At 70.3% G+C, this 25945-nt stretch carries 21 protein-coding genes and 3 tRNA genes; 10 read left to right on the top strand and 14 right to left on the bottom strand.

Going from position 1 to position 25945, the window contains the following annotated elements:
• Nucleotides 1-118, top strand: a 118-nt coding sequence (locus tag D455_RS35945; RefSeq protein WP_152487141.1) for a nucleoside transporter C-terminal domain-containing protein, incomplete at its 5' end; no start/stop codon positions are given.
• 767 nt (nucleotides 119-885) lie between these two features.
• Here the strand turns inward: D455_RS35945 and D455_RS31515 are convergent.
• Together D455_RS31515 and D455_RS0123655 are read right to left on the bottom strand one after the other, a co-directional pair.
• The gene (locus D455_RS31515) at nucleotides 886-1947 is read right to left on the bottom strand and encodes a TIGR03571 family LLM class oxidoreductase (protein ID WP_206539294.1); all 1062 of its coding nucleotides are present in this window, start codon (nucleotides 1945-1947) and stop codon (nucleotides 886-888) included.
• The gene (locus D455_RS0123655; protein WP_017573161.1) at nucleotides 1944-3146 is read right to left on the bottom strand and encodes an MFS transporter; all 1203 of its coding nucleotides are present in this window, start codon (nucleotides 3144-3146) and stop codon (nucleotides 1944-1946) included. Before D455_RS0123655 ends, D455_RS31515 begins: the two co-directional genes overlap by 4 nt.
• Nucleotides 3147-3301: 155 nt before the next feature.
• On the opposite strand from D455_RS0123655, the gene D455_RS0123650 reads away from it, so the two are divergent.
• Entirely contained in the window at nucleotides 3302-3799 is a 498-nt protein-coding gene (locus tag D455_RS0123650; RefSeq protein ID WP_017573160.1) for a MarR family winged helix-turn-helix transcriptional regulator, read from the top strand.
• Here D455_RS0123650 and D455_RS31510 read toward each other — a convergent pair.
• The 5 genes from D455_RS31510 to D455_RS0123625 form a co-directional block, all read right to left on the bottom strand.
• Nucleotides 3777-4436, bottom strand: coding sequence for an HAD-IA family hydrolase (locus D455_RS31510; RefSeq protein ID WP_017573159.1), 660 nt, complete (start codon nucleotides 4434-4436; stop codon nucleotides 3777-3779). The genes D455_RS0123650 and D455_RS31510 overlap by 23 nt on opposite strands.
• A gap of 83 nt (nucleotides 4437-4519) precedes the next feature.
• Entirely contained in the window at nucleotides 4520-5767 is a 1248-nt protein-coding gene (locus D455_RS34290; RefSeq protein ID WP_017573158.1) for a hypothetical protein, read from the bottom strand.
• Nucleotides 5768-5828: 61 nt separating this feature from the next.
• Complete coding sequence (locus D455_RS31505) at nucleotides 5829-6761, bottom strand: tagatose-6-phosphate kinase (protein WP_206539293.1); 933 nt, start codon at nucleotides 6759-6761, stop codon at nucleotides 5829-5831.
• Between the two features lie 338 nt (nucleotides 6762-7099).
• Nucleotides 7100-7774: a ThuA domain-containing protein gene (locus D455_RS0123630; RefSeq protein ID WP_017573156.1), complete on the bottom strand. Its 675-nt coding sequence runs from the start codon at nucleotides 7772-7774 to the stop codon at nucleotides 7100-7102.
• 67 nt (nucleotides 7775-7841) lie between these two features.
• On the bottom strand, nucleotides 7842-9050 hold the full coding sequence (locus D455_RS0123625) for an FG-GAP repeat domain-containing protein (RefSeq protein WP_017573155.1): 1209 nt from the start codon (nucleotides 9048-9050) through the stop codon (nucleotides 7842-7844).
• Between the two features lie 1330 nt (nucleotides 9051-10380).
• On the opposite strand from D455_RS0123625, the gene D455_RS0123615 reads away from it, so the two are divergent.
• Both D455_RS0123615 and D455_RS0123610 read left to right on the top strand, forming a co-directional pair.
• On the top strand, nucleotides 10381-11181 hold the full coding sequence (locus D455_RS0123615; RefSeq protein ID WP_017573153.1) for an SAM-dependent methyltransferase: 801 nt from the start codon (nucleotides 10381-10383) through the stop codon (nucleotides 11179-11181).
• 1045 nt (nucleotides 11182-12226) lie between these two features.
• Nucleotides 12227-13942, top strand: coding sequence for a tetratricopeptide repeat protein (locus D455_RS0123610; RefSeq protein WP_152487140.1), 1716 nt, complete (start codon nucleotides 12227-12229; stop codon nucleotides 13940-13942).
• Between the two features lie 353 nt (nucleotides 13943-14295).
• On the opposite strand, the gene D455_RS0123605 is transcribed toward D455_RS0123610, so the two are convergent.
• The 3 genes from D455_RS0123605 to D455_RS0123595 all read right to left on the bottom strand — a co-directional run bounded on the left by D455_RS0123605 (nucleotide 14296) and on the right by D455_RS0123595 (nucleotide 14572).
• Nucleotides 14296-14372, bottom strand: a tRNA-Val gene (locus D455_RS0123605).
• 15 nt (nucleotides 14373-14387) lie between these two features.
• A tRNA-Cys gene (locus D455_RS0123600) sits at nucleotides 14388-14458 on the bottom strand.
• A gap of 41 nt (nucleotides 14459-14499) precedes the next feature.
• Nucleotides 14500-14572, bottom strand: a tRNA-Gly gene (locus D455_RS0123595).
• Between the two features lie 208 nt (nucleotides 14573-14780).
• Here D455_RS0123595 and D455_RS0123590 point away from each other — a divergent pair.
• Nucleotides 14781-15959, top strand: a complete 1179-nt coding sequence (locus tag D455_RS0123590) for a molybdopterin molybdotransferase MoeA (protein ID WP_017573151.1) — start codon at nucleotides 14781-14783, stop codon at nucleotides 15957-15959.
• A gap of 18 nt (nucleotides 15960-15977) precedes the next feature.
• On the opposite strand, the gene D455_RS0123585 is transcribed toward D455_RS0123590, so the two are convergent.
• Both D455_RS0123585 and D455_RS31500 read right to left on the bottom strand, forming a co-directional pair.
• A complete protein-coding gene (locus D455_RS0123585) occupies nucleotides 15978-16898 on the bottom strand; it encodes an MBL fold metallo-hydrolase (protein ID WP_026122915.1) in 921 nt (306 codons plus the stop codon).
• 369 nt (nucleotides 16899-17267) lie between these two features.
• A complete protein-coding gene (locus tag D455_RS31500) occupies nucleotides 17268-18956 on the bottom strand; it encodes an MFS transporter (protein ID WP_017573149.1) in 1689 nt (562 codons plus the stop codon).
• 184 nt (nucleotides 18957-19140) lie between these two features.
• Here D455_RS31500 and D455_RS0123575 point away from each other — a divergent pair, with 184 nt between their 5' ends.
• From D455_RS0123575 to D455_RS0123565, 3 genes are all read left to right on the top strand, one after another.
• Nucleotides 19141-19692 carry a TetR/AcrR family transcriptional regulator gene (locus tag D455_RS0123575; protein ID WP_017573148.1) on the top strand — a complete coding sequence of 184 codons (552 nt, stop codon included), beginning with the start codon at nucleotides 19141-19143 and terminating at the stop codon, nucleotides 19690-19692.
• A gap of 411 nt (nucleotides 19693-20103) precedes the next feature.
• The gene (manA, locus tag D455_RS0123570; RefSeq protein WP_017573147.1) at nucleotides 20104-21288 is read left to right on the top strand and encodes a mannose-6-phosphate isomerase, class I; all 1185 of its coding nucleotides are present in this window, start codon (nucleotides 20104-20106) and stop codon (nucleotides 21286-21288) included.
• Nucleotides 21289-21393: 105 nt separating this feature from the next.
• Nucleotides 21394-21768: an FKBP-type peptidyl-prolyl cis-trans isomerase gene (locus D455_RS0123565; RefSeq protein ID WP_017573146.1), complete on the top strand. Its 375-nt coding sequence runs from the start codon at nucleotides 21394-21396 to the stop codon at nucleotides 21766-21768.
• 276 nt (nucleotides 21769-22044) lie between these two features.
• On the opposite strand, the gene D455_RS0123560 is transcribed toward D455_RS0123565, so the two are convergent.
• Nucleotides 22045-23220: an acyl-CoA dehydrogenase family protein gene (locus D455_RS0123560; protein WP_017573145.1), complete on the bottom strand. Its 1176-nt coding sequence runs from the start codon at nucleotides 23218-23220 to the stop codon at nucleotides 22045-22047.
• Nucleotides 23221-23479: 259 nt separating this feature from the next.
• On the opposite strand from D455_RS0123560, the gene D455_RS0123555 reads away from it, so the two are divergent.
• Nucleotides 23480-24115, top strand: a complete 636-nt coding sequence (locus tag D455_RS0123555) for a TetR/AcrR family transcriptional regulator (RefSeq protein WP_017573144.1) — start codon at nucleotides 23480-23482, stop codon at nucleotides 24113-24115.
• Here the strand turns inward: D455_RS0123555 and D455_RS0123550 are convergent.
• Nucleotides 24099-24680 (bottom strand): TetR/AcrR family transcriptional regulator, encoded by a 582-nt coding sequence (locus tag D455_RS0123550; protein ID WP_017573143.1) that lies wholly within the window; start codon nucleotides 24678-24680, stop codon nucleotides 24099-24101. The two genes, D455_RS0123555 and D455_RS0123550, sit on opposite strands and share 17 nt — an antisense overlap.
• 69 nt (nucleotides 24681-24749) lie before the next feature.
• Between D455_RS0123550 and D455_RS0123545 the strand changes: the two genes are divergently transcribed.
• Nucleotides 24750-25928, top strand: a complete 1179-nt coding sequence (locus D455_RS0123545; RefSeq protein ID WP_017573142.1) for an MFS transporter — start codon at nucleotides 24750-24752, stop codon at nucleotides 25926-25928.
• The last annotated feature ends 17 nt before the right edge of the window (nucleotides 25929-25945 follow it).

Raw genomic sequence — 25945 nt, 5'->3', positions numbered from 1 at the left:
CGGCAGCCGGGCCCCCAGCCGCAGGGGCGACATCGCCGAGCTGGGCCTGCGCGCCATCCTCGCCGGGACGCTGGCCAACCTGATGAGCGCCGCGATCGCCGGGATGCTCATCTCCTAGCCGCCGCGCTCCGAAGTGGACACGGGTTCGGTGTCCTGGCCACTCCGCCCCGTCGCCTGGGTTCTGGCGGTCGTTGCGGCACCCCGTTCCCGAAGGGGCGCGGTGGACGACTCCGAGATCCGGGACCGCTCGCTCGGCCAGGGCCGTGAGAAGCCCTGGCCGAGCGAGCGGAACACCTCCTGCTTGTGGAGCTGGGTAATCGAACGGGGAAGCCTGCCAGGCCGTAGGCGTGGACCCGGGGACCGGACGCGGACGGCGTGACGGCGGGCGGCCTCCGAACCGGGTCGCGGCGCCCGCACGCCGACGCGGGCGCTACCCGCGCGTCCACCATCAGCAGGGAGGTCCGCCGCAACCGCTCCTGTTCACCGGTTCACGTTGAGCACGCGACCGGTGAGGAGGTTCGCCGCACACGTGGACGTACGCACTGGATCCGGACGACCCGTCGTTCCCCGCCGTAGTGCGGTCGGCCCCAAGGCGGGGGTACGCGGACCGTCCGCGCTGGACCCACCCGACGGCGTTCGGCTCGGGGAGCGCGGCCGCCCGCCGTTGGCTGACTTCACCCGCTCGCTCTGGTCAGTGGAGCAGTTCGTGTCTGGGTCGCCGCGGCCGTTCCCGAGCCCACGGAAGATCTATGGGGCCGTAATGGCGAGCACGTCAGCTGTTCATGTCATTCGGCCACAAGCCACTGGGGCGCGTTCCTGCTTACGCCCTGACGGCTCGCCATCGAGGACGGCCGATGGCGAGCCGATCCGGCGATCCCAGGACTCTCAGGATCCCCGTACCGCAGTCTTTCCCAGGTGGGTCGGGTGAGCATGGGGTGGATCCTGCGCTGGCAGGGGGAACTCGGGGAGTACGTGGGTGCCGAGTTCCTCGATCACCTCCTCCACCGGGCGCTGACTCGGTCTGAGGTTGACAGCGACATGGCTGACTCCGGACGCCCCCAAAGCCCGCAGGTAGGAGATGAGCGCCTCGCGCCCCAAACGCGCTCCGAACCGCATCGGCGTCATGGGCGCCCGCGCGTCCCCGAGCAGGTCCACGAGCATCGTCGTCATCAGGGGGCGGAACACGGAATGCGCGCCGTGTGCTTCACGTACGGCCTCGTGCCAGGGCGAGGCCACCGAGATCATGGCGTCCGGCGTTCGGTGGTAGGTGAAGTAACCGTCCATGTGCCCGGCGATCCATTCCAGATGCTGACCACCGCGTCCTGCCAGGACGATGGGGACCCCGTCACCTTCGGGTGTGGGGAGCACCTGAAGCCCCGAACCCTCGATGACCTCGTTGCGCCCCCAGAGGGAGCGCAGGGTACGCACACCCTCGCGCAGCAGCTCCGCCCGCCGACCGCGGTCCGCTCCGAACACGGGGAACTCCATTGGGCGGTCGCCCGAGGCCACGCCCAGGATCAGCCGTCCTCCCGACAACCGGTCGACCGTTGCGGTCATCTTGGCCACATGCGCCGGATGGTGTAGGGGAAGCGCGACAGCGGCCGTACCGAGCGCGGCGCGGTCCGTGACGGAGGCGAGGTAGCCCAGGTAGGGAAAGGGGTCGAAGACCTGACCAGCGTCACCGAAGTCGGGATCGTACAGGGGGACGTCGCGCAACCACAGAGCCGCGAACCCCCATCGGTCAGCCAGACGGGCACGTTCGGCGTGCAGGGCCATGTCGGGTTCTCCCCGAAGCCGACCGTCGGCACGCCGGGAACGTTGTCCCTCCGGCGACCAGTCGTTGTCCAAGGGGAGCTCCAAGCCCAGGGTGAGTCGCCCCGGTCCTGGGGTGATGCGGCCCAGAGCGTCGTTCCTGCTCCCAGGAGCGTGGTGTCCTGTGCTGGTCACCGGGCCTCCTCAGCGGGAGAGGTCTGAGCGCTCCGCCCGCCGGCGCGGCCACGTGCGGATCGGCGGTCCAGCGCGTGGGAGGCGAAGGTGACGCCGAACGCGGCGGCGGCCATGATCGCGCCGACCGCCAGGGGCGCGGTGTAGCCGAAACCGGCGTCGATCGTTCGCCCGGCCAGGTAGGAGCCCACAGCGATGCCCGCGTTGGCCGCCGAGGAGGCCACGGCGGCGGCCAGGGTGGTCGCCCCCGCGGCCTTGTCGATGACGCGCGTCATGAATCCGGGGACCGTGGCGAACCCGGCGCCGCCCAACAACATGAGCAGGGCGACGGCGGCCACCGCGAACTGCGCCGTCAGAGCGAAGAGCACCAGCACCACGAACAGCAGCGCCTGCGCGGTCAGCAGTGTGGCTATCTGGGCCCGGTCGGCGTAACGGCCGCCCAGGAGGTTGCCGATGACCAGACCGACGCCGAAGAGCATGAGCAGCGGGGTGAGCATGCCGGAGCCGAACCCGACCACCTCGGTCATGAGGGGGGCGACGTAGCTGAACGCGGCGAAGAGTGCTCCGATGCTCAGCCCGGCGGTCGCCAGCGCCAGCCACAGCTGTCCACGGCCGAAGACCGCGAGTTCGTCGCGCAGGCGCACGGGTCCGTCGTTGGGCTGGACGGGCACCAGGACGACGAGGCCGACGAGGCTGATCACGCCGATCGCGGCGATGGCCCAGAAGGTCGCACGCCAGTCGAGGGCCTGGCCGATCCAGGTGCCCATGGGGGCACCGAACACGTTGGCGACGGTCAGGCCGGTGAAGACGAGCGAGATCGCCCGGGAACGCTTGTCCTGGGCGACCATGTCCGCGGCGACCACCGAGCCGATGCCCAGGAACGCGCCGTGGCAGATCGCGGCCAGGATACGGCCCACCATGAGGATCCAGTAGGCCGAGGCGACGGCGGAGAGCGCGTTTCCGGCGATGAACAGGACCATGAGGATGAGCAGCATCCTCTTGCGCGGCATACGTGTGGCGGCGGCGGTGAACAGGGGGCCGCCGAAGACGACACCGAGGGCGTAGCCGGAGATGAGCAGGCCGGCCCTGGTGAGGCTGACCGACATGTCGTCGGCGACCTCGGGCAGGAGGCCCATGATCACGAACTCGGTCGTTCCTATACCGAAGCTGGCGACCATCAGGGCGAATACGGCGAGGGGCATCGCGGTTCCTCCGCTGGTTGCGGCTTGTGGGTCCTTCCCGCGGGGTCAGGGCGGGTCGGGGCGGGACTGTTTCAAAGTCTGCGCCGGTGCAACTATTGCACGAGCGCTATCCTTACTTCAAGCATGCGCTCGGGCGTTAGATGCCTGGAAGGGGTATGTTGGTGCGCAAAGTCCACGACGACTGGGGGTCGTACATGAACTCCGCCGACTCCGTCCGCTTCGTGCCACGTATCCAGGAACCGACGGAGCTGGAAGCCCGCTGGCGCAGGCTGCGCCTGTTCGAGGCACGTGTGCGGGAGCGACTGGAGACCGCCCTGGAACCACACGGTCTGACCTGCTCGGAGTACTCGGCGCTGGTCGCGCTGCACTACTCCGACGACGGCGGGCACCTGCGCCAGCAGTTCCTGGCCGATTCCATTCCGATCAACCAGAGTTCGCTCAGCAGGCTCGTCGGTCGTCTGGAGCGCAGCGGCCTGACCGAGCGCTACCACTGCGCCGACGACCGGCGCGGTGTCTACACCCAGATCACCGACAAGGGGCGCGCCACGGTGGAGGAGGCCAGGAAGAGTTACGTGGCCGCGTTGGAGAGCGCCCTTTCCGAGGAGCGGGAGGACGGCCTGAGGGAGGCGATCACCGCCCTGCTACCGGACTGACACGCAACCGGCCCACGCCGTCCTCGACCGTCCCGATCCGCAGGCCGGTGAGGTCGGGGACGATGAACTCAACCCCGTCACCGCGTTCGATCCCACCACCCTCGACTCCGATCACCCTCATTCCGGCGGCCAGCCCCGCACGTGCCCCGCTGGGGGCGTCCTCGATGACCACGCACTCCTCCGCGGGTGTGCCCAGTGCCTTGGCCGCCGACAGGTAGCCTTCCGGGTCGGGTTTGCCGCGCACCACGTCATCTGCGGTGACGAGTACTGACGGTTCGACGATTCCGATGGTTCGTAGGCGTGTGGTGGCCACGAACCGACTTCCCGAGGTGACCACGGCCCACGTCCCCGCGGTCAGTGAACTCGTGAGCTCCCGTGCTCCCGCGACCTCCCGGAGAAGGTGGGGGTCGGCGACCTGGTGTTCCTCCAGGGCCTCGGCCTCGGCCTTCGCGTCCAGTTCGGGCGCGGCCAGGCGTACCACGTCCGGTGCGCGGCGACCGGGGGTGAGCGCCATGACCTCATCCGGGTCCAGGCCACGCCGCGCGGCCCATCCGCGCCACATCCTCTCGATGACGGCGCCCGACTCCACGAGCACTCCGTCCAGGTCGAACAACACCGCTTCGCACTCCAACACCATGACCCCTCCAGGGACGAACAACAGAGACGGGGAAGGCGGGGCGGGGCGCCTGAGGCGCCCCGCCCCCGAGAAGACCGGTGTGGTCAGAGGTCCAGGAGAGCCAGATGGCTCACCGGGTCGATCTCGCCGCGGTCCTCCAACTGCGCGACGGCGTTCTCCAGGAAGAGCACGCCCAACAGGTAGTGACCGCTGGCGAGTTCGATCGGGCTCAGATCGACGTCCCCGGCACTGCTGGCGCGCTTCTTGATGTCGGACAGACGGCACGCGGCCTCGGCCAGGAGATGAAAACCGTGGCCCAACAGGAGGCGGCTGCGCCATCCGGGGTCATCGGCCACGAGAGGCGCCAGGTGCGCGTGCTGGGCGATTGCCCCCACCAGCCGCTGGGCAGCCGTCCGGTACCCGGGGTAGAGGCCTCCTCGCTGGTGAACGGACACCTCCGGGCTGGACGGGTCCCCGGCGGTGTCGATCTGGAACCCCTCACGGAGTCCGGCGTCCCAGACCGTCAGGCTGAACAGCACTTTGCCCCAGTCGTAGACGATGTCCCACGGCTGCAACGTGCCACGCGGATCGATGATCCGTACGGTCGGCCGACCATCCCGCTCCCCGGTGATGAGCACGTTCCGAGTGTTCAGGTCACCGTGCGCGGGAAAATGGAGGCGGGTGGCGTCCACATGCCGGGTCAGCTCCGGGCGTTCGCTGAGGAGCTTGGCGATCTCGAGCGGGTGCCTGCAGGGCACGCCGTTGACGACGAGACGTTCCTGACTGGTGTACTGCGAGGGCAGATGCTTCTCCAGGAGCCAGAAGCGGCGGGTCAGACGGTCCGCGTGGATCTCGGAGATCTGCCCGGGCTCCGAACGGCTCTCCTCCAGGCTCCAGCCCCGTTCCGCCAGGGCGGTCATCGTGACGTCGAAGCGGTCGAAGAACTCCTCAACGCGAGGGTCCTCGCCTCGAATGGACGCCGCGATGTCCTCGTTCGGGTAGTAGGGCATCGTGTACGCGGACCAGTCGTGGCCGTGGAACTCACGCAGTTTGTCCGTGTACACCTCACGTAGGGCCGGAGCGTCGGCCCGGATCTTGTCGATCTGGCGGAGCTTGACCCTGAACGATTCAAGGTCGTGCCCGTCCACGGCACCAGGCATCTCCACCTGGAGCTTCAGCACCTGGCGGCTGCCGTCCGGCATGAGTAACCGCAGCAGTCGGGCGGGAGACCCGCCTTCGGTCACCTCTTCCTCGACGTTCGCGCGCAGCTCGCTCGTGAGCTCCTCGATCAGTTCGTTCTCACGAATTCCGATACTCGTCTGTTCGGGAATCCGTACGGTGGCTGTGGTCACTGTGCCCTCCTCATGGCTGGGTGCGTCGTCCAGGAACCGTTGCGCATGGGGAACGGTTCGTTCACGGAGCGGTGCTGGCGGCCGGAACCCTCGCCTCGGCCCGGCGCAGTGGTCGCGCGTAGTTCTCGATCGACGCCTCGATGGCAGTGCGCAGCCGGGCGTCCACGTCGACCCCCCTGGCTTCGGCCTCGTGCTGGACCGCGGCCTTGATGTCCCGGAAGCGCTCGGTGTTGTAGACGTAGTGGCCGGCGATGATGGCGCGCTCGTAGTCGCTGGCCGTGGTGTCCTTGTCCATCCACTTGCGCCAGGCGCCGGAACCGTGGGCCAGGGCCAGGAACCGCTCCAGTTGGATGCCCATCCCCAACTCCTTCAGGAGTGCGACGAAAGCTCGGGTCTCCACGACGCCGAACTCGGGAGCCACGTTCAGGGCGTGGACTCCCCTGGAAGAGAGGTAGTCCACCGTCGACTCGCTCAGGTAGTCGCAGTTGTGCGCTTTCAGGGCGATGCCGTGACGCTCGGCCACGTCGGCGAGTGCGCGCACCGCGACTCCGACCGCGCTGGGAGCCACCCCGATACCACCGGTGTTGCGCGTCTCCACGACCTTCGTGCCGGTCTGGGCGACGACGAAGGTGGGAAGGGGCAGGTCGGCCCTGCGCAGGTGGTTCAGGGCGGTGCCGAGGAGCTCCTGGAACTCGAACGGGTCGTTGGTGTCCCGGCCCTGATCTTCGAACCCGATCTCGAACAGCACCTCCCTGCCCTGGGCGCGGGAGAAGTCGACGCACCGCCCGTACAGTTCCACGGCACGGTCGATGGCCACCTTGTCGTCAGCGACCCCGTCCAGATCCATGGACGTGTCGATGTGCAGCAGGTCGAAGCCGTTGCGGATGTCCTCCTGGTAGGACTCCAACGCGGAGGCCATGGCTTCGTCCGGAGTCAGGCGCTTCTCGCGCTCACCGGCGGACTGGTAGGGGCCACCGTGGTCCCTGCAGAGCAACAGGCGTCCGGCCGGATCGTTGCGGCGCACGTACTCGGCGAACGCTGTGGTGTCCCATCCCTCGACGTAGCCGCCCCCTGGCTTGCCGCCTCGACCTGACGGCGGCTGGGGATGAGCATGAGGTTCTGGTCGGAGCGATGGGCGACGTTGATGGCCGCGTCCACCGCGTTCTTCGACATGGGACCCACACCCAGGCGTGAGGGAACCTCGGGGAGCAGGGGTCCGGGTGTGCTCGTGACGTCGGACATGGATACCTTCCGGTTCTTGGTGTGTTCGGAGAAGGAGGTGTTCCGTCCAGACCGGTGGTCAGGGGTCCGGGGTTGGGTTTGGTGTTGGGCTCAGGAAGAGTGCGGCGTGCCTCGTGTGGCCCAGCGGATTCCCTGGGCCAGGAAACGGTCGGCGTCAGGGAGTTGGAGGTCTTCCAGGTAGTGACCGACCGACGTGTAGAACACGCGGCCCTCGCCCCAGGACCTCGTCCAGGCGACGGGGGAGGTCAGACCTTCGATCCAGGGGAGATGTTCCCCGCTGAAGGTGGTCTCGGCGATCACCCTGTTCGAGGGGTCGGCGTGCATGTAGTACTGCTCGGAAGCGACCTCGAAGTCGGAGACCCCTGCGGCCACAGGGTGGTCGGGGTCGACGACACGTACCTTGTACGGGACACGTACACCCTCTCCGCCGGGGTGGGACACACAGTTGCCGCCGACCAACATGTTGTAGGTCAGGCTCGCCCTGAAGGACGCGGCCATGCCGTGCCAGCCCGCGACGCCCAAGCCGTCCTGGACTGAGCGGGAGAACCGTTCCTCCACCGACGGTGCGAGTCGCTCGGTGGTGTCGGACTGGGTCCAGCCCAGGAGCACAAGGTCGAAGTCGGCAAGATCGTCGCCGAGACGGTTCGGATCGGAGGTCAGTTCGGTTTCATAACCCATGTTGCGAAGCTTGGGTGTGAGCCACCGGGCGATGCCGTCGGGGTTGTGTCCCGGCCAGCCTCCGGCCAGGTAAAGAATTCTGGGCATATCGTGTTTCCTTTCATGGGTTTCGAATTCGTGGGACGCCTTCCTGGGATGTGGAACCACTGAGATGTCAAGAGCCCGTTCCCTGGTTGTGCGCGATGACGACCTTGGGAGCTTCTGCCTGGAAGTAACCAGGGACGGAGTAACCGATCGTGGCGAAGTCGAGGCGTCCGTTTCCTGTGAAATCGGCGACGGCGATGCGTGCTGCGGACTCGGTGGATACGTGCTTCCTGGTCCACAGCCCTCGAGCCGCATCGACGGCCTTGTAGTAGTGGACGCCCTGCCAGGGTTCGGGGCCGCGCAATGCGACGAGGAATTCGTCCTCGCCGTCGCCGTCGAAGTCAGCGCAGACCAAGTCGTGCCCGGGCCCCTCGCCGAGTTCATTGGGATCGCTGAACACGTCCAGGACAGTGCGTTCCCAGCGATCTCCTGAGCCGCCGGGACGTGTGTAGACCGAGACCGTGTTGCCGTGGAAAGGTTCCAGCGCGGCTATGTAGGAGCCCTGTCCGCCGTTGAGCCGCCCTGTGGAGGCGCTGTTGCTGCCTTGAAAGCCGGTCCGGGCCTGCTGGGTCAGTTCGCCGGTACCGATGGACTGGGTACGCCAAGTCTGGGTGCGGGTGTCGAAGGCGAGCTCGGTGACTCCTTCGGCGCTGGCGATGAGGAAGGGATCGTCAGAGGAGCGGTGCACACGTCTGGACGGGGTGAGCTCGTGGACCAGCAGGTATGAACTGTCGTCAATGGTCTCGGCGCTCCAGTTGCCCATGGGGGAACTCTGCGGTCGGTAGGAGGTCAGGCGAACCGGCTGTGACAGAGCCTCGCGACCGCCGCTTGGACCGACCATCGGAGCTGCGAGTACGCGGACGTGTTCGTCATCTCCCACCCGGACACCGAGCACTCGGTGAGCCGAGCAGAGTTGGCCGATGTCGTGCCGTTCCCAGAACCCGGACTCGGTGTCGCCAGGGTTCCTCAGCCAGGAGACGAGCCCTTCGTCAGGCTTGCACTCACTGAGTGTGTGGCCGTACTCGTGGCAGACGATGAGATCGGGACGGCCCGTTCCGGTGATGTCCGCCGCATCGACGGCGACGGGGCGGTGGAGTTCCGCGATCTCCCGCTTCGTCCAGTCGGGGTTGCGGTACCAGCGGATTCTTCCGCTGGTCACTCCGGACGTCACAAGGTCAACCCGGCCGTCACCATCGATATCAGCAGCGGTGATCCAGTAGCCGTCAGTGACCTCTTCATCGATGGTCTCCAGACGGAAGTCCGGGACGGCGAAGGACATGTCAATACCTTTCCGCAAGTAATTGCTCATGCATAGGATGCATAGGGATGAAATGCACAGACAAATTACGTCTATACGCAAAGAGAGAACAAGGTGGCGTGCCTGTGTTTGACATCACAGCCAGGAGGGGGTGTGGTCCTGAGGTTGAATGGAAGTTTGCCGAGGTTGAAAAAGACCAGGCGAGACGCATGCCGATGCACACGTGTCTGCTCCGTCGCTTGCCGTGTCCGCATCAGGACAGGAGAGGGCCTTGCCACTGGACTCGGGCCTGGGATAGTAGGCGTGCGTGTACGGACGCGCTTGGCCTCCTGCGAGAAAGGGCTCGGGTGGAGCATGGACGCGGGCACGGCCAGGTACGAACGGTGTCGACGGCGTGCTCAGCTTTGCCCGAGCGAACACCACGGAGTGCTGCTGTTGGTCCTTTCCAGCCTGGAGGCGCGGGTCATAGCCGGGTGCCGACTGTTCGGAACTACGCCTGACAGCAGAAAGCCCTGGTAGGAGGAGCGGCGGCCAAGGAGTTCTGCCACACCAAGAACTCTGACGTGGCCCTACTGCCCACGCGGCGATGTTTCTGCCGCGCCATCCTCGGGTCGTACCTCCAAGACTGTTCATGGCCACCGCAGAAGTCTTGTTTCGCGAAGCACAGACTCGGTCTTCGCCCACCAAGTACTTCTGGTGTTGGTTCGTCTGTACAAGGACGAATCCTTCTCTCAACTCGCCACGGAGTCCGGCATCGGCTTGGCCACCGCCCGGCGGTGACGGATACGCGCTGTCCGACCCGGAAGACGACTTGGAGTGGTTCGGCTCCATCGAAGAGGCGAAGAACGCCCTGTGCGACCGGTGTCACGAAGGTTCTTCGACGAACCGTTTCGACTACGTCAACCGTGACCCCGAGTCGGTCCTCACTCCCGCCGTCGGTGAGGACTCGTGCATCCACCTGTTCGCGTCGCGCGAAACGTCATCGGTTTTCTGACCACGAACCCGGACGAAGGCGGCGCCGAATACCTCGCGGACCACACCAGCGAACAGCTGGCGTGGTGTGACGAGAACGCCGAGTGTCTCACGTCCTTCCTGTACGGGCCTGAAGGGGAAGAGGCCGCAGACCTGTCCGCATACCGCGCGGACGAATAACGCACGGCCTGACCACCGAGCCAGGTTTTCCGAGGGATGAGGGCGAGGAGAGCAGCTCAACGGCTTTCGGAGGGCAGAAGTGTTCCGGTAGCCGGTGGCCTTTGCAAAGGCAAGGAGATCGGGGCCAACAGACCCTGGTCCGATGGGAGCGGGGCGGTCTAGGTTGGCCGCACACAACGATCCACGAGCGAAGGACCCCATGCCTACCCCCTCCCCTGAACAGTCCCTGGACACCTCCGTCCCCCACTCCGCCCGGGTGTGGAACTACTGGCTGGGAGGTAAGGACCACTACCCCGCGGACAAGGCTTTGGGGGATCTCATCCTCAAGGACTTCCCGGAGATGGTTGACGTGGCGCGCGCCCAGCGCACCTTCCTGCTGCGCGCGGTCACCCATCTGGCCGACGAAGCGGGCATCGACCAGTTCCTGGACCTGGGCACGGGGTTGCCCACCCACAACAACACCCACGAGATCGCCCAGTCCGTGAACCCGGCCGCGCGCGTGGTCTACGTGGACAACGACCCGCTGGTACTCGCCCACGCCCGCGCTCTGCTGAGCGGCACCGAGGAGGGTGCCACCGACTACGTCGACGCCGACGTGCACCAGCCCGAGGTCGTGCTGGAGGCGGCGTCCCGCACGTTGGACCTGACCCGTCCGGTGGGCCTGACGATGCTGGGCATCCTGGGCCACCACACACACGAGGCGGCGGTGTCCCTGGTGCGCTCGTACACGGAGCGCCTGCCCTCGGGCAGTTTCCTGGCGATCGCCGACAGCACCGACACCAGTGAGGGGATGCGGCGGGCCGCGGAGGCGTGGAACGCCGACGCCGCGCTGCCCTACATCCTGCGCTCACCGGAGCAGATCGGCGACTACTTCGCGGGCCTGGACCTGGTCGATCCCGGTGTGGTGCCCGCGCTGGAGTGGCGCAGTTCCCAGATCGACGTCGGCGGTGGGTTGCCCACGGCCGCCGACGAGTACTGCGGGATGGGTCGCAAACCCTGACCGGCCCTCGTGCGCTGCTGCTCCCAGGCTGCCGGGTCCGCGCCTGCCGCGGCACGGGCCCGGTGGTCCGACCCGGTCGTGGGGTCGATCTGGTCCAGTACCTGCCGGAGTTGGTCGGTCCGGCCCGTGAAGCCGTCCGGTGGGGCTGGCACCGCGAACAACGCGGACGGCACCGTCGTGCCTGGGTAGTGGTGGTGGGTGTTTCCGGCCCCGCCGTGCACGGTGTGGGCTTGGACCGTGGGACCGGAGGTGTTACCGGTGATCGTATTGATGACGCTCCCGCTCGTGGGGGGTGGGCGGTGGGCGGGTGGCGCACCGCCCACACCGTCACGGCCCCGGTGGCCACTGCCACCGCCAATGCGGCGATCCCGGCCAGCTGATTGAGCTCGTCCAGTCCCAGGTCCAGTTCAGGAAGCATCCGGGGCAGGGCCCAGGCCGCTCCGAGCACGATAGTGACCGACCCCAGGATCCACGTCCACAGCCATCGCATGAGCGTATTGCGCCGGGCCCGTCGCGGTTCGGGTAGGTGGTTCGCCGGATCCGGTCAATCCCCGAACGCTCCCGGTCCCCAGGGCGGTGACGTCCACCGACCATGGCAGCGCGCCGCGAATGCCATTCCTGCCTCAAAGGCTGTTCTGGATCCTTTCTGGATCCTTACCGTAGGATTTTCCGCCAGGACTACCGAGACACCCAACCAGGGCGGTCATCACGGTCGTCTCATTCGAACCGCGCAGCGATCGACAAGTCCCAGGCACCTGCGAAAACGATTAGTCCGGGGTTGCTCCCCACTCCAGTGGACTGTAGCCGTGGGGACGCAGGTGCACAGATTGAGTGAGACATCCAGCGAACCCGCACGGCTGGAGTGAGAACCTAGCGGGCTGGATGAGGCAGAACATTACGGCTGGGTCACGGCAGTCCCCGTGCAGCGAAGCGTTGGTGGGGGCTGTGCTGCGCCCGAATCCGTCACCCTGGGTTGTCTGATCGCCGGTAAGTGTGAACACGGCAGGCGTGACCGAGAACGCCGCTCAGGTGGCAGACTCGGCGTATGCGACGAACGTGGGTGTGGATCCTCGCAGTCGTTGGGGTGGCCTTGTTGGTGGTGCCGGGTGCCTCCCTGCTGCTGCCCGGACTGGAGAAGCTCTCCTGGGTGGTGGGGGCCGGGGCCTTCGTCCTGGCCGCCGCGGTCCTGGCCTTGGCCTGGCCACACCGCACCCCCTCCTCCCGGGCGCCGGCGCCCTCACCTGCCCCGGCGAGCACGCCGGTGGACAACCGCGCGGGCGATGTCCACGGCACCGCGGTCCAGACCGGGGCCGTCCACGGCCCGCTCACCGTGCACCCCCCACCCGCACCGGCGGCTCCACCAGTGCCGGGGTGGGTGGAAGTGGCCCTGCCCGCCCACCAGGCCGATGCGCACGGGCTGGGCGCCCACGACACCCTCCCCGGCCCTGGAGGCGAAGAGCTGCCCCCCTACGTGGCCCGGGACGTGGACGACGAACTCGACCGTCGCCTTGGCGCGGCTGCGGTTTCATCGCTCGGCGGACTGGTGTTGGTGACCGGGTCCTCGACCGCGGGCAAGACACGGGCCCTGGTCCAGGCGCTGGCACGTACCCTGCCCGAGCGGATGCTGGTGGCCCCGCCCGAGGACGCCGACCTGCGCCCCCTGCCCGCCTGGCTCAAGGCGAGCACCGCGCGCGCACCGCAGGGGTGGGTGGTGTGGTTGGACGACCTGGACCGCCACCTGAGCGCCTCGGGGCTGACCCCGGCCCTGGTCGCCGAACTGGGCCGGGCCGGTGCGGTGGTGGCCGCCACCATCCGCCGGGAACGGCTGGGTTCCCTGCGACCGAGCGCCACCGACCCCACCCTTGCCACCGAGGGGGTGGGGTATGCGGTGCTCAGGACCCCACCGGTCACCCTCGACCGCCTCTGGAGCGGGCAAGAGCGCGAGCGTGCCCGCGCCAGCGGCGACGGGCGTCTGGTCCGAGCCGCCGCTGATGAGCGCTTCGGGGTGGCCGAGCAGCTGGCCGCGGGCCCCCACCTGCAACAGGCCTGGGAAACCGGCCCCGACAGCGGCCATCCACGCGGGTACGCGCTGGTGGCCGCGGCGGTGGGCCTGGCCCAGGCCGGGGTGTCGAGCCCGCTGACCCGCGAACAGCTCCACACCGCCCACAGCGCCTACCTGCCCCACCCGCCGCCCCTGCCCGAGGAGGCCGACCGGGCCTGGGAATGGGCCACCCGCCCACGCAGCGGCACGGCCGGGCTGCTGGTGCCCGCCGACCACGAGGGCCGCCTGTGGCGCGCCTTCGACTACCTCACCACCCAAGACCCCCTGCCCGAAGCGGTGTGGCGCGCCGCCCTGGACGCGGCCACTGACCGGGACCGCTTCACCATCGGTGTCACGGCCTACCGTGCCAAACGGGGCGACATCGCCGAAACAGCCTGGCGCCCCGTGGCCGACCAAGGTGACACCGACGCGATGTTCAACCTCGGGACCCTGCTGGAGGAGGTGGACCGGGGGGAGGAAGCCCAAGACTGGTGGCAACGGGCCGCCGAGCAAGGCGACATCCGCGCGATGTTCAACCTCGGGATCCTGCTGGATGAGGCGGGCCGGGTGGAGGAGGCCGAACCTTGGTTCCGAAAGGCCGCCGACCAAGGTGACACCAACGCCATGGTCAATCTCGGGGCCCTGCTGGATGAGGCGGGCCGGGTGGAGGAGGCCGAAGACTGGCGGCAGCGGGCCCGCGAGAAGAGGGTCGATGGGTGAGCCCGCCCGTGTTGTCAGGGCGCACTCACCAAGATCGAATCCGTGAGGTCGCGGCCCAAGGGACAGTCCGGTTCCGGCTGGACACCCTCTGAGGAGGGCTACCTCTTCAGAGGGCCCCAGGGTGGGCTGCTGCGCCGGGGGAACTTCCGTGCCCGGTGGCGGCGTCCGCTGCTTCCCAGATGCACGTTCGACGAGGGACGTCACACCCAACGCACGTGGTTGGCCAAGGATGAGATCCCCGAGGTGGCCCGTGCGGCCCGGCTTGGGCACCGGGTGCCGGGGATGGCCCGGGTCTATGAGCACGTCACCCCGGAGACGACTCAGGCCAGAGCGTGCGCTCTGGCCTGAGAAGGTGGTGGGCGATACAGGATTCGAACCTGTGACCTCTACCGTGTCAAGGTAGCGCTCTAACCAACTGAGCTAACCGCCCGCGTGAAGCGATGGGAGGTGGAGACGGGATTCGAACCCGTGTAGACGGCTTTGCAGGCCGCTGCCTCGCCTCTCGGCCACTCCACCGAGTTACACGTTCGGCGCCGAAGCGCCTCGCGTCTCCTCCGAGCGGACGACGGGATTCGAACCCGCGACCCTCACCTTGGCAAGGTGATGCTCTACCAGCTGAGCCACGTCCGCTTGCTGCCTGGCGTCCGGCCCGTGGGCCCCGCCGTGCTGCTGGTAAGAACTCTAGCGGAAAGTCGGCAGACGGCAAATCGGAGCTGGGAGGGACCGGTTCGCCACTTCCGTCACAGGGGCATCGCATGGAACACCCGGGAGGGTTGACGCCCGCGTCACGGCACCCGGGGTGGACAATGGGGACACCGGCGTGACGAGGGGAGACGGTATGGGCGGAGGCGGTCGAACCGGGGAACGCGGCGGTCACCGGACGTGGCCGCGGGCGCGTGAGGCCGCCGCCCTCCTGGGCGGAGACAGGCCCCCCGCTCCGCGCGACCTCCCCCTGGAGGACGCCCTGGGCGCCGTCCTCGGCGCGGACGTGCGCGCCCTGGTGGGCCTGCCCGCCTTCGACGCCTCGGCCATGGACGGTTTCGCCGTGGCGGGCCCGGGCCCCTGGCGGCTGGTCGGCAGACAGCTCGCCGGAGCCTCCTCGTCCGTGGGGCTGCGTCCCGGCGAGGCCGTCGAGATCGCCACCGGTGCCCGGGTTCCCAAGGACACCGAGTGCGTCCTGCCCTACGAGACGGCTCTCGTCCGGGACGGAACGGTGGACGGGCCCGCCGAGGCGGGCCGCCACGTGCGCTGGGCGGGGGAGGAGACCGCCCCCGGTGAGACCGTTCTCACCCGCGGGACGCTGGTCGGCCCGGCGGCGCTGGGACTGGCCGCCAGCCTGGGCCACGAGACCCTGCCCGTGCTGTGCCCACGGGTGTCGGTACTGGTCACCGGTGAGGAGGTCACCACCTCGGGCCTGCCCGGCGACGGCAGTGTGCGCGATTCCATCGGCCCGATGCTGCCCGGAGTCGTCGACCGGGCGGGCGGTCGGGTCGGATCGGTGCGGCACCTGGGCGACGACCGGCGGGCGCTGTTCGACGCGGTGGCGGGCGCGGACGGCGACGTGGTGGCGGTGTGCGGTTCCTCGTCCCGGGGCCCGGCCGACCACCTGCGCTCGGTCCTGGAGGAGCTGGGCGCCACCACCGTGGTCGACGGCGTCGCCTGCCGTCCGGGCCACCCGCAGCTGCTCGCGCACACCGACCGGACCGTGTTCGTCGGTCTTCCCGGGAACCCCGGAGCCGCCCTCGTGGCCGCGGCGACCCTGCTGGTCCCCCTGCTCGCGGCCATGACCGGCCGTCCGGACCCCGGCGCGGGGCTCCCCCGGACGGTGCTGGAGGGGCGGGTCACCGCTCACCCCCGGGACACCAGGCTGGTCGCGGTGCGCCTCGACGGCGGGCGGGCGCACCCGGTCGGCCACGACCGCCCGGGCAGCCTGCGCGGCGCCGCCCTGGCCGACGCCTACGCGGTCGTGCCGCCGGACTGGGACGGCGCCGAGGCGGAGCTGCTCCGCCTCCCCTGAGGCCGCCCCGGCCGTCCCTCAGCGCAGCCCGGACCAGGGGTCCTCCCGCCTCCACGGGGAGGGGAAGCGCACCGGCACCCCCTGCTCGGCGGAGAGCGCGTCGAGGACGCCCATGGTGGCGTCGAGGTCGTCGCCGAGGTAGGGCAGTGCGCGCAGGGGCCTGTCGAGCGGCCGGAAGAAGTCGTCCCAGTGGACGAGGACGACCCGGCGCGCACCCACCGCCTCGACCGTCTCCCTCCAGTAGGCCCGGACGTGGTCCGCGCCCCGTGGGCCCAGTTGGCCGACGCCGAGGTAGACCACCTCGGCCGCGTACCCGTCCAGGGCGCCGGGGACGAAACCAGCGCTTCCCTGGACCAGCGCGGTGCGGCCCCCGGCGTGTTCCACCAGGAGGGACCAGGCCTCGCCGCAGCGGTAGGCCGACGCCCTGACCGGCGGCACGACGGGCTCGGTGATCTCTCCGGGGTACCGGTCGGGCGGGCAGTGCCGGGACCCGACCAGGGTCAGGGTGAAGGCGCCGCACGCGATCCGCTCGCCGGACCCGGCCCGCACGATCCTGTCCTCGGGCAGGCCGCCGCCGCGTCCGATCTGGGACGCGGACGCGCCGCCGACCAGGCGGGCCCCGGTGCGGGCGGCGACCACCGCCGTGTCCATGGCGTGGTCGAAGTGGGTGTGCACGGGAACGATCGCGTCGAGCGACTCCACTCCGGCACGTGTCAGGGCGGCGTCGATGCGTGCGTGGTCCGGGGCGATGCGCCGCGTACCCACCGCCGTCAGGGAGGGGCGGGAGAAGAACCCGTCGGTCATGACGGCTGAGGTTCCGTCCCCGATGAGGAGGGTGCTCACGCCCAGGAACGTGACGGACGGGCCCCGGCCCGCCTCGGGCACGTCGAACCGGTCCGCGTAGCGGGAGATGTCGGGGCGACCGAACCGCATTCTCATGCGAGGACCCTACAGGGGCTCCGCTGGCCGCTTCCGGTCCGGCGGGCACCGGCCCAACGCGACCGGTTGGCGGAGACGGTCGACGCCCGCGGAGGCGGGGCGGCCGCCTCCTGGGGCGCTGGCCGGTGAGACGGGACCAGCGGGTGCCGTGAGGTGCTCCGCGCCCACAGCCGCGCGGTCGTGGGAACCTCCGCCGTTCACGGTGGAGAGGATGCCGCTTCGGTGACCTTCCCGGCGCCTGCCAGCGGTTCCGGTAACCGGGCTCGCGGAGGGGGTCCCGTCCGGTGAACGACGTGGTGGTCGCGACCTCCGGGAAGTCAGGGGGTCGCGACCACCAACCGGAACCCGGGCCCGGACCGCTCGGCGCGTCTATCGGTCGGAGCGTCCCTCCGACCCCGGCGCGGACACGGAGTCGGCGGCCGCCGGACCCGTGGCCTTCTCAGCCACCGGGGTCTCTCCAACCCCTTCGGTCTCAGCAGACTCCTCCGTCGCGGGCTCCTCCACGGCCGGGTTGCCCAGGCCGCGCAGCAGCACCCACGCCTGCGCGGCGGCGGCCAGGACGATCACCACGGCGATGACGCTGGTCAGGTGCATGCCGTCGGTGAACGCCGACCGCGCGGCGCCCATCAGCGCCTCGCCCGTGGCTCCACCCAGGTCGGCGGCGGTGTTCGCGGCCCCGCCCAGGGTCTCCCTGGCGGCGTCCACCGCGTCCGGGGGCACATCCTCCACGGCGGTCAGGTTCGCCCGGTAGGACGCGGTCAGCACGCTGCCCAGGATCGCGACACCGAGCGCGGCGCCCAGTTCGTAGGCGGTCTCGGAGATCGCCGAGGCCGCACCGGCGCGCCGCGGCGGGGCCGCCGTCATGATCGCGCCGTTGGTCAGCGTCTCGGCGAACCCCGAGCCGATGGCGATCAGCGCGAAGCCCGTCGTCACGAGCGCCACACCGGCGACGATCCCGTCCTGCGGAGCGAACACCAGGACCGCGAACCCCGTCGCGCTCACCAGCAGGGACCCGCCTATCACCGTGGCCAGGCTCAGGCGGCGCGACAGCCGCACCGCCACCAGGCTCGCCACGACCGACAGCACCAGGCCCGGCACCAGCACGAAACCGGCCCGCATCGGCGAGACGCCCAGCACCAGCTGGAGGTACTGCGTCAGGAAGAACAGCGACGACACCAGCGAGAACACGATCATCAGGTTGGTGGCCACGGCCACGCTGAACACCCGGTACCGGAACAGGCTCACGTCGATCAGCGGGTCGTCGAGCCCCTTCTGGCGCCGGACGAACACGTAGCCCAGGCCCAGGCCGACCGCCAGGGCCACGAACGGAAGAACCGCCAGCCCCTCGGTGGCCAGCTGCTTGATCCCGTACACGACGGGCAGCATCGCGGCCATCGACAGCACCACGCTCAGCGGGTCCAGGTGTCCCGACCCGGGATCGCGCGACTCGCGCACCAGCAGTGGCACCAGCACCAGGATCAACGCCATCACCGGCAGGTTGATCAGGAAGACCGACCCCCAGAAGAAGTGCTCCAGGAGCCAGCCGCCCAGGATCGGGCCGAGCGCCGCGCCGCCGGAGAACCCGGACGCCCACAGGGCGATGGCCAGCAGCCGCTGGCGCGGGTCCAGGAAGATGTTGCGCAGCAGGGACAGGGTGGAGGGCATCAGTGAGGCACCCGCCAGGCCCAGCAGGGCGCGGGCCAGGATCAGCACCTCGGCGGTGGGTGAGAACGCGGCCAGCAGGGAGGCGCCGCCGAAGGCGGCCGAGCCCATCATGAGCAGGCGTCGCCGACCGATGCGGTCGCCGAGCGAGCCCATGGTGATCAGCAGTCCGGCCAGGATGAAGCCGTAGACGTCGACGATCCACAGCAGCTGGCCCGAGTCGGGGCGCAGCTGCTCACTCAGTGCGGGAACGGCGAACCCGAGCACGGTCGAGTCGACCGAGATCAGGACCACCGGCAGGACCAGGACGGCCAGGGCCGCCCATTCGCGCGGACCCGCGAGGGCGGGCGCCGCTCCGTCGCGGCCTCGCGCGCCGTTGGTCTTGGCGGAACTCATCTTTCCTCGTTACGTATCGCTGGTGGACACGCCTCCCGGTCGTGAGGGGCGTGTGGTGGCCGGCGGGAGGCGGAAGGCGAACGGCCGGGCGGGGGACGGGAAGTCTGGTCGACCGGAGGGCACACTCCGGGACTCTTCAACCGTCCAGCCGGTACAGTACCGTCCAGCCGGTACAGTGTCAATCGTGAATGCTTCCAACACCCGCGACCGCATCCTCGACTCCCTCCAGGACATCCTCGTCAGCGAGGGTTATTCCGGAGTGACCCTGGAAGCCGTGGCCCGTGACGCCGCGGTGTCCAAGGGAGGGCTGCTCTACCACTTCCCGTCCAAGGCCGCCATGCTCACCGGACTCATCGAACGCCTGAGCGCGCTGGCCGAGGAGGAGTTCCGGGAGGCCGTGGAGGGGGAGGAGGGCGTGGTCCGCGTCTTCCTGCGCACCTCACTGCCGCGCGACCCCGAGGAGCGCGAGCTGTACTGGGCCGTCATCGCGGCCCTGCGCGGCCAGGAGGACATGCCCGAGAAGGCCACCCGCACGGTCCAGCGCCTCTTCAGCCGCTGGGGCGAACTGCTGCACGAGGAACTCACCGACCCGGTCCTGGCCGAGATCATCCTGCGCGCGGGCGACGGCCTGTACATGTCGGCGATCGCCGGGCTGCCCCAGCCCGACCCCGAGCTGACCCAGCGGATGATCGACCGCCTGGTGGAGGCCGCCGACAAGGTGCGCCGCGGGCGCTGAGCGGGCACGGCCCCACCGGGGCCGCCCCGGACCCGCCGCGTTCCGGCCTCCCGGTGCTCCCCGGCCCGTCCGGCCGACGAGCCGCTCGGCCGGCCCGGCGCCCCCTCCCTGAGTAGGGTGTGGAACGCGGGAGGAGGCCCGGTCGCCGACCGGGCCCACCTGCGAGCCCGGCCCCTTCCCAGGGTCGGGAACCCGACGTGTCCCCGAACATGGTTTACTTCCCGGTAACTTCGTTGCCGCAGCCGGGCCCCTCACGTGTAGGGTGCTCGCCCACCCCGCGAGGTGAAGTGTGCACTACCTCAAGAAGGGGGGCGTGCCGTGTCGATCGCGACAGTCCCCTCCACCAGACTGTTGGCGCCTCGCCGGAGTGTCCACGGGGTGAGAACACGCAGACGGGAAAGTGGGGGGCGCATGCACAGGCTCACCAACCAGGTAAGGCCTTACGCCTGGGGAGCGCGCGCGGCCATCCCACGGCTGCTGGGCACCGAACCCGACGGCACGCCCCAGGCCGAACTCTGGCTGGGCGCCCACCACGGCGCCCCGAGCACGGCGCACTGCGAGGACGGTCCGCGCCCCCTGCCCGGCCTCATCGCCGAGAACCCCCGCCGCGTCCTGGGAAGACGCACCGCCGAGCGCTTCGACGGACGGCTGCCCTTCCTCCTCAAGGTCCTGGCCGCCGAGGCGCCCCTGTCCCTCCAGGTCCATCCCGACGCCGTCCGCGCCCGGGCCGGGTTCGAGGCCGAGGAGCGCGCGGGCATCCCCCTGGACGCGCCCCAGCGCAACTACCGAGACCCCCACCACAAGCCCGAGCTCCTCCTCGCCCTGGAGCCCTTCGAGGCGCTGTGCGGCTTCCGCGAGCCCGCCGCCGCCCGCGCCGACCTGCGCGGACTCACCAGCGAGCTGGCGGTCGCGCTGCGCGCTGACCTCGCCCTGGCCGACACCCACGCCGCCCTGCGCTCCGCCCTCACCCGCCTGCTCACCCTCCCCGACGGCGACCGCGCCCGGCTGATCGGCGACTTCGTGCGCGAGTGGTCCGTCTCCGACCCGCGCGGCTCCCACAGCGTCATCGTCGCGGACCTGGCGGCCCGCTATCCGGGTGATCCGGGCGCGGTGGCCGCCCTGCTGCTCAACCGGGTCACCCTGTGGCCGGGCCAGGCCCTGTTCCTGCCCGCGGGCAACATGCACGCCTACCTCCAGGGCACCGCCGTCGAGGTGATGGCCAGCTCCGACAACGTGCTGCGCGCCGGTCTGACCGGCAAGCACGTGGACGCGCCCGAACTGCTGGACGTGGTGGACTTCTCCGTGCTGCCCATCCCCTACGCCTGGCCCGGACTCCTGGAGGGGCGCCGGGAGTTCCGCACGGCCGCCCCGGAGTTCGCGCTGCACGAGATCGGTCCCGGCCGCGTCACCGCCCACCTGCCGGGGCGGGGGCCGACCGTGGTGCTGGCCCTGCACGGACGGGTGGAGCTGGTCGCCGAGGTCGGCCAGGGGCTGACCCTCCAGCGTGGCGAGTCGGTGTTCGTCCAGGCCGACAGCGGGCCGATCAAGGTCGAGGGGCACGGGCACGTCGTCGCCGCGACCGTCGGTGACCCCTGAGGCCCCTGAGACCTCACGGCGCGGTGTCCGTTTCGTGTCGGAACGCTTCCGCGCGCCGATAGCCTGGGCCTCTCTGTTCACTCTGACAACACGAGGGGTACCACCATGGCGCTTGAGCGTCCGGAGATCGACTTCATCGAGGGCCCGCCGCCCGCCGAGCTGGAGGTCACCGACATCGAGATCGGCGAAGGCGCCCAGGCGGGCCACGGGAAGACCGTCGACGTCCACTACGTGGGCGTGTCCTTCTCCAACGGAGAGGAGTTCGACGCCAGCTGGAACCGCGGCCAGCCGCTGAGCTTCCGCCTCGGCGCGGGCCAGGTCATCCCGGGCTGGGACCAGGGCGTCATGGGCATGCGCGTGGGCGGTCGCCGCAAGCTGGTCATCCCGCCGCACCTGGCCTACGGCGAGCGTGGCGCGCCCGGCGCCATCGCCCCGAACGAGACGCTGATCTTCGTCTGCGACCTGGTCGGCGTCCGCTAGCGCGGTGACCGTAGGGGTCCACCTGGCGCGCTCCGTCCGCCGTGATCCTGTACTCGTAGCGTGCTTCGGTGCTCCGACCTCGCCGTAAGCACAAGGTCATCCGGGGGCGGAGTACTCCAGTCACACCGGAAACGTGTCCGGTCGGCCCGTGGGTCCACCCGCCGGTGGCACTCCGCGCGGGGCGGGTCACCGCTCCCAGCAGGCGGGGGCGCTCCGAAGACGGAGCAGGGGCCCGTGCCGCGCTCCCACGTGCGGCACGGGCCCCTCTTCCCGCTGCTAGCCCAGGGTTGCGCCCACCTTGACGTGGCCCTTGAGCAGGTCGCGGGCGATCGTGCGGCGCTGGATCTCGTCCGTGCCCTCGAAGATGCGCAGCAGCCGCACGTCGCGGTAGAAGCGCTCGATGGGCAGCTCACGGGTGTAGCCCATGCCGCCGTGGATCTGCATGACGCGGTCGACGATCTCGTTGGCCTTCACACCGCCGAAGAGCTTGGCGATGGACTGCGCGTGGCGCGAGTCCCTGCCCGCCGACACCTGCCATGCGGCGTGCAGCACCAGCAGGCGCAGCGCCTCGATCTCGGTCTGGGAGTCGGCGATCATCCACTGGATGGCCTGCCGGTCGGCGATGGGCGCGCCGAAGGTCTCGCGCGTGCGGGAGTACTCGATCGCCATGTCCAGCAGCCGCTCGCAGCCGCCGAGCGCGCGGGCGGGCAGCAGGTAGCGGCCCTTGCCGATCCACTTCATGGCCAGCTCGAAGCCCCGGCCCTCCTCGCCCAGGATGTTCTCGTGCGGCACGCGCACGTCCTGGAAGATCAGGGCCGCGGGTCGGCGCTCGCCCATGGTGTCGATCGGCTCGGAGGTCCAGCCCGCGTCGCGGTCGACCAGGAAGCAGGTCACGCCCCCGTTGGCGCCCTTCTCCGGGTCGGTGACCGCGAAGACCATGGTGAAGTCGGCCTCGTTGCCGCCGGTGATGAAGGTCTTCTCGCCGTTGATGACCCACTCGTCGCCGTCGCGGACGGCGCGGGTGCGGATGGCCTTGGCGTCGGATCCCGCGCCCGGCTCGGTGATGGCGAAGCAGGAGCGGCGCTCACCGGCGATGGTGGGCAGCAGGTAGCGCTCCTTCTGCTCCTCGTTGGCGTGGTAGAGGATGTTGTCCGCCTCGCCGCCGAACTTGAAGGTCAGGAAGGTCCTGCCCAGTTCGATCTCGATGATCGCGGCGGTGACCGGGTCCAGGCCCATGCCGCCGTACTCCACGGGGGTCTCCACGCCCCAGAAGTCGGACTTGCGGGCCAGTTCGCGCAGGCGGGTGCGCTCCTCGGCGTTGAGGCCGGGCGGGTGCCCCTCGCGCTCGCGGCGCAGCACCTCGTTCTCCAGCGGCATCAGTTCCCGCTCGACGAAGGTCCGCACCCAGTCGCGGACGGCGCGCTGCTCTTCGCTCAGTGAGAAATCGATCACGGCCTGTCTCCCCAGTAACCTAACGGCGTTCGGTTATTTGAGCGTACGGGGTGTGCGGCGGTGCACGCAAGGGGAGGCCACCGCGGGGAGGAAACGGGCATCAGGGGCGGCTTCGGGCGGGAGTCCCGTGCGGCCCGGAGTGTGCGGGCCCTCCCGAGAAGGCGACCAAGGGGCCACATACGGTGCACCGACGTGCGATGATCGGGCCGGACGCCGGAGGGTCCGGTCCGTCCGCCGCAGTGGAGAAGGGGATCCCTCCGTGGCCCGACCCAAGACGCCGATCCTGAGCAGACCGACCATCCGCCGCGCCGCCCTCGCGCTCGTGGACCGGGACGGGCTGGACGGACTGTCCATGCGCAAGCTCGCCCAGGAGCTCGACGTGCAGGCGGCCTCCCTCTACAGCCACTACCGCACCAAGGAGGAGCTGCTCACCGAGGTCGCCGACGAGGTCACCTCGCACATCGACGTCTCCGGGTTCGAGGGCGGCGACTGGCGTGAGGGGCTCACCGTCTGGGCGCGTTCCTACCGCGACGCCCTCACCGAGCACCCCCACCTGCTTCCGGTGGTCTCCTCGGGTCCCGGGCGCCGCGAGGAGGCGCTGCGCCGCGCCGACGCCGTGCACGGCGGCCTGGTGGGCGCCGGATGGCCGCCCCGCTACGCCACGATGATCGGGGCGTCCACCAAGTACCTGGTCGTGGGGGCCGCCACCAACTCCTTCGCACGCGGATTCGACGACGACGTGCGCGTCTACCGGGACCGCTACCCCAACCTGTCGCAGGCCCACCGCCTGCCCGAGCACGCCACCGAGATCGACGACGCGAGCTTCGAACTCGCGCTGTCGGCCTTCCTGGACGGACTCACCGGCGTCTTCGAGCGGGTCAGGAACCGGGACTGAGCGCGGGGGCGTCGATCCAGGCGCACAGCGCGTCCAGCGCGGCCTCGACCCGGTCGCGGTCGCCGGTGCCGAGGTGGTCCGCCTCCAGCCCGGAGTAGGCCGCGTTGAGCAGGGTCGCCCTGGCCAGGGCCTCCTCGGCGGGCAGTCCGCGCAGGCGCAGGCAGTCGGCGACGAACTCGGCCCGACCACGCACGAACCCCGCACGGGCGGGCAGGCGCCCGGCCGCGGTCAGGCCCTCGATCTCCAGGATCAGCCGGGTCGTCTCCCGTTCCGGGCCCAGGTGGCGCCGCCAGGAGTCGCGGACGACGGCGCTGACCGGCACCGAGGGGTCGTCCCAGCCGGGGGTGTCGCGCAGCGCCGCGTGCTGACGCTCGTCGAGCCGCTCCAGCACCGCCGTGAGCAGGGCCTCCTTGTCCGCGAAGTGGTGGGTGAGCACGCGGGTGCTCTGCCCGAGCCCCCGGGCCACTCCGCGCAGCGTGAACCCCGCCACTCCGGTGCGGGCGAGTTGGTCGATGACGGCGTCGACGACCGCGCGTCGGCGTTCGGGGTCGGCCGGTCTGGGCACGCGAACACCACCTTTCCGCCCCTCAGCGTGGCATACTCGGTTAAGGAAACAAGTGTTACCTTAACTGTCGTGCGTTCTCCGATCTGGCTTCTCGCCCTGGCCCTCGCCGTCTTCACCGTCCAGACCGACGACTTCGTCGTCCTTGGGGTCCTGCCCGGACTCGCCGCCGATCTGGGCGTCTCCGAGGCCGCCGCCGGTCAGTTGGTGACCGTGTACTCGCTGACCTACGCCCTGTCCGCGCCGGCGTGGGCGCTCGTGCTGCCCCGCGTGTCCGTGCGGCGCGCCCTGCCCCCCGCGCTCGCCGTGTTCACCGCCGCCAACCTGGCGGTCCTGGCCGTGGACACCCACCCGCAGCTGCTCGCGCTGCGTGTGCTCGCCGCCCTGTCCGCCGCCGTGGTGGTGCCCGCGGCCCTGGCGACGGCCGCGACGCGGGCGCCGTCCGAGCGCCGGGGACGCCACCTCGCCACCGTGATGACCGGCCTCACCGGTGCCGTCCTGGTTGGTGTACCCGCCGGGACCTGGGCCGGCGCGGTGTCCGGCTGGGAGGGGGCCTTCGTGCTGTGCGGAGCGCTCGGCGCCCTGGCCCTGGTCCTGGTCGCCGCGACCCTGCCCGCGACCGAACCGACCGGGGCGCGCGCCACCCCGGCCGACCTGCTGCGGCCCCTGGCCAACGGGACCGTCGCCGTCCTGCTGGCGGTCACCGTCCTGGCGGTGGCGGGCAACCTGGCCTTCCAGACCTACCTGGCGCCGGTCCTGTCCGGGCTGGCCGGGGTCACCCCGGGTCCGCTCGCCCTGCTCCTGGTCTGCGCCGGTGCCGGAGGCCTGTTGGGCACCCAGGGTTCGGGACGGCTCGTCGACCGGCTCGGTCCGACGCGGGCACTGGCCTCCGCGCTCGCCGTCTTCTGCGTGACGATGTCCGCCCTGGGGCTGCTGTGGCCGTCGCGTCCGGTCCCGGTGGCGGTGGTCGCCGTCCTGCTGGTGTGCTGGTCGGCCGCCGCGTGGGCCGTTCCGCCCTGCCTCCAGGCGCTGATGCTGGACCGGGCGGGGGAGCGGGCCGCCACCCAGGCGATGGCCGTGCAGAGCGCCTCGGTCCACGTCGGCGCCGCCTGCGGAGGGGTGCTCGGCGGCGTCGCGGTGGCCGCCGGAACCGGGCTGGTCCCCGTCGCCGCCACGGCCCCGGCGGCGCTGGCCCTGCTCCTCGCCCTCACCGCCGTCCGCGCACGGGGAAGGGCCACCGCGCCCCGCTGACGAAAGGCGTCGGCGAC

Origin of the sequence: Nocardiopsis halotolerans DSM 44410 (genome assembly GCF_000341065.1) — a bacterium.
Classification (GTDB): Bacteria; Actinomycetota; Actinomycetes; order Streptosporangiales; family Streptosporangiaceae; genus Nocardiopsis; species Nocardiopsis halotolerans.
This window is presented reverse-complemented; position numbering and strand designations above follow the sequence as displayed.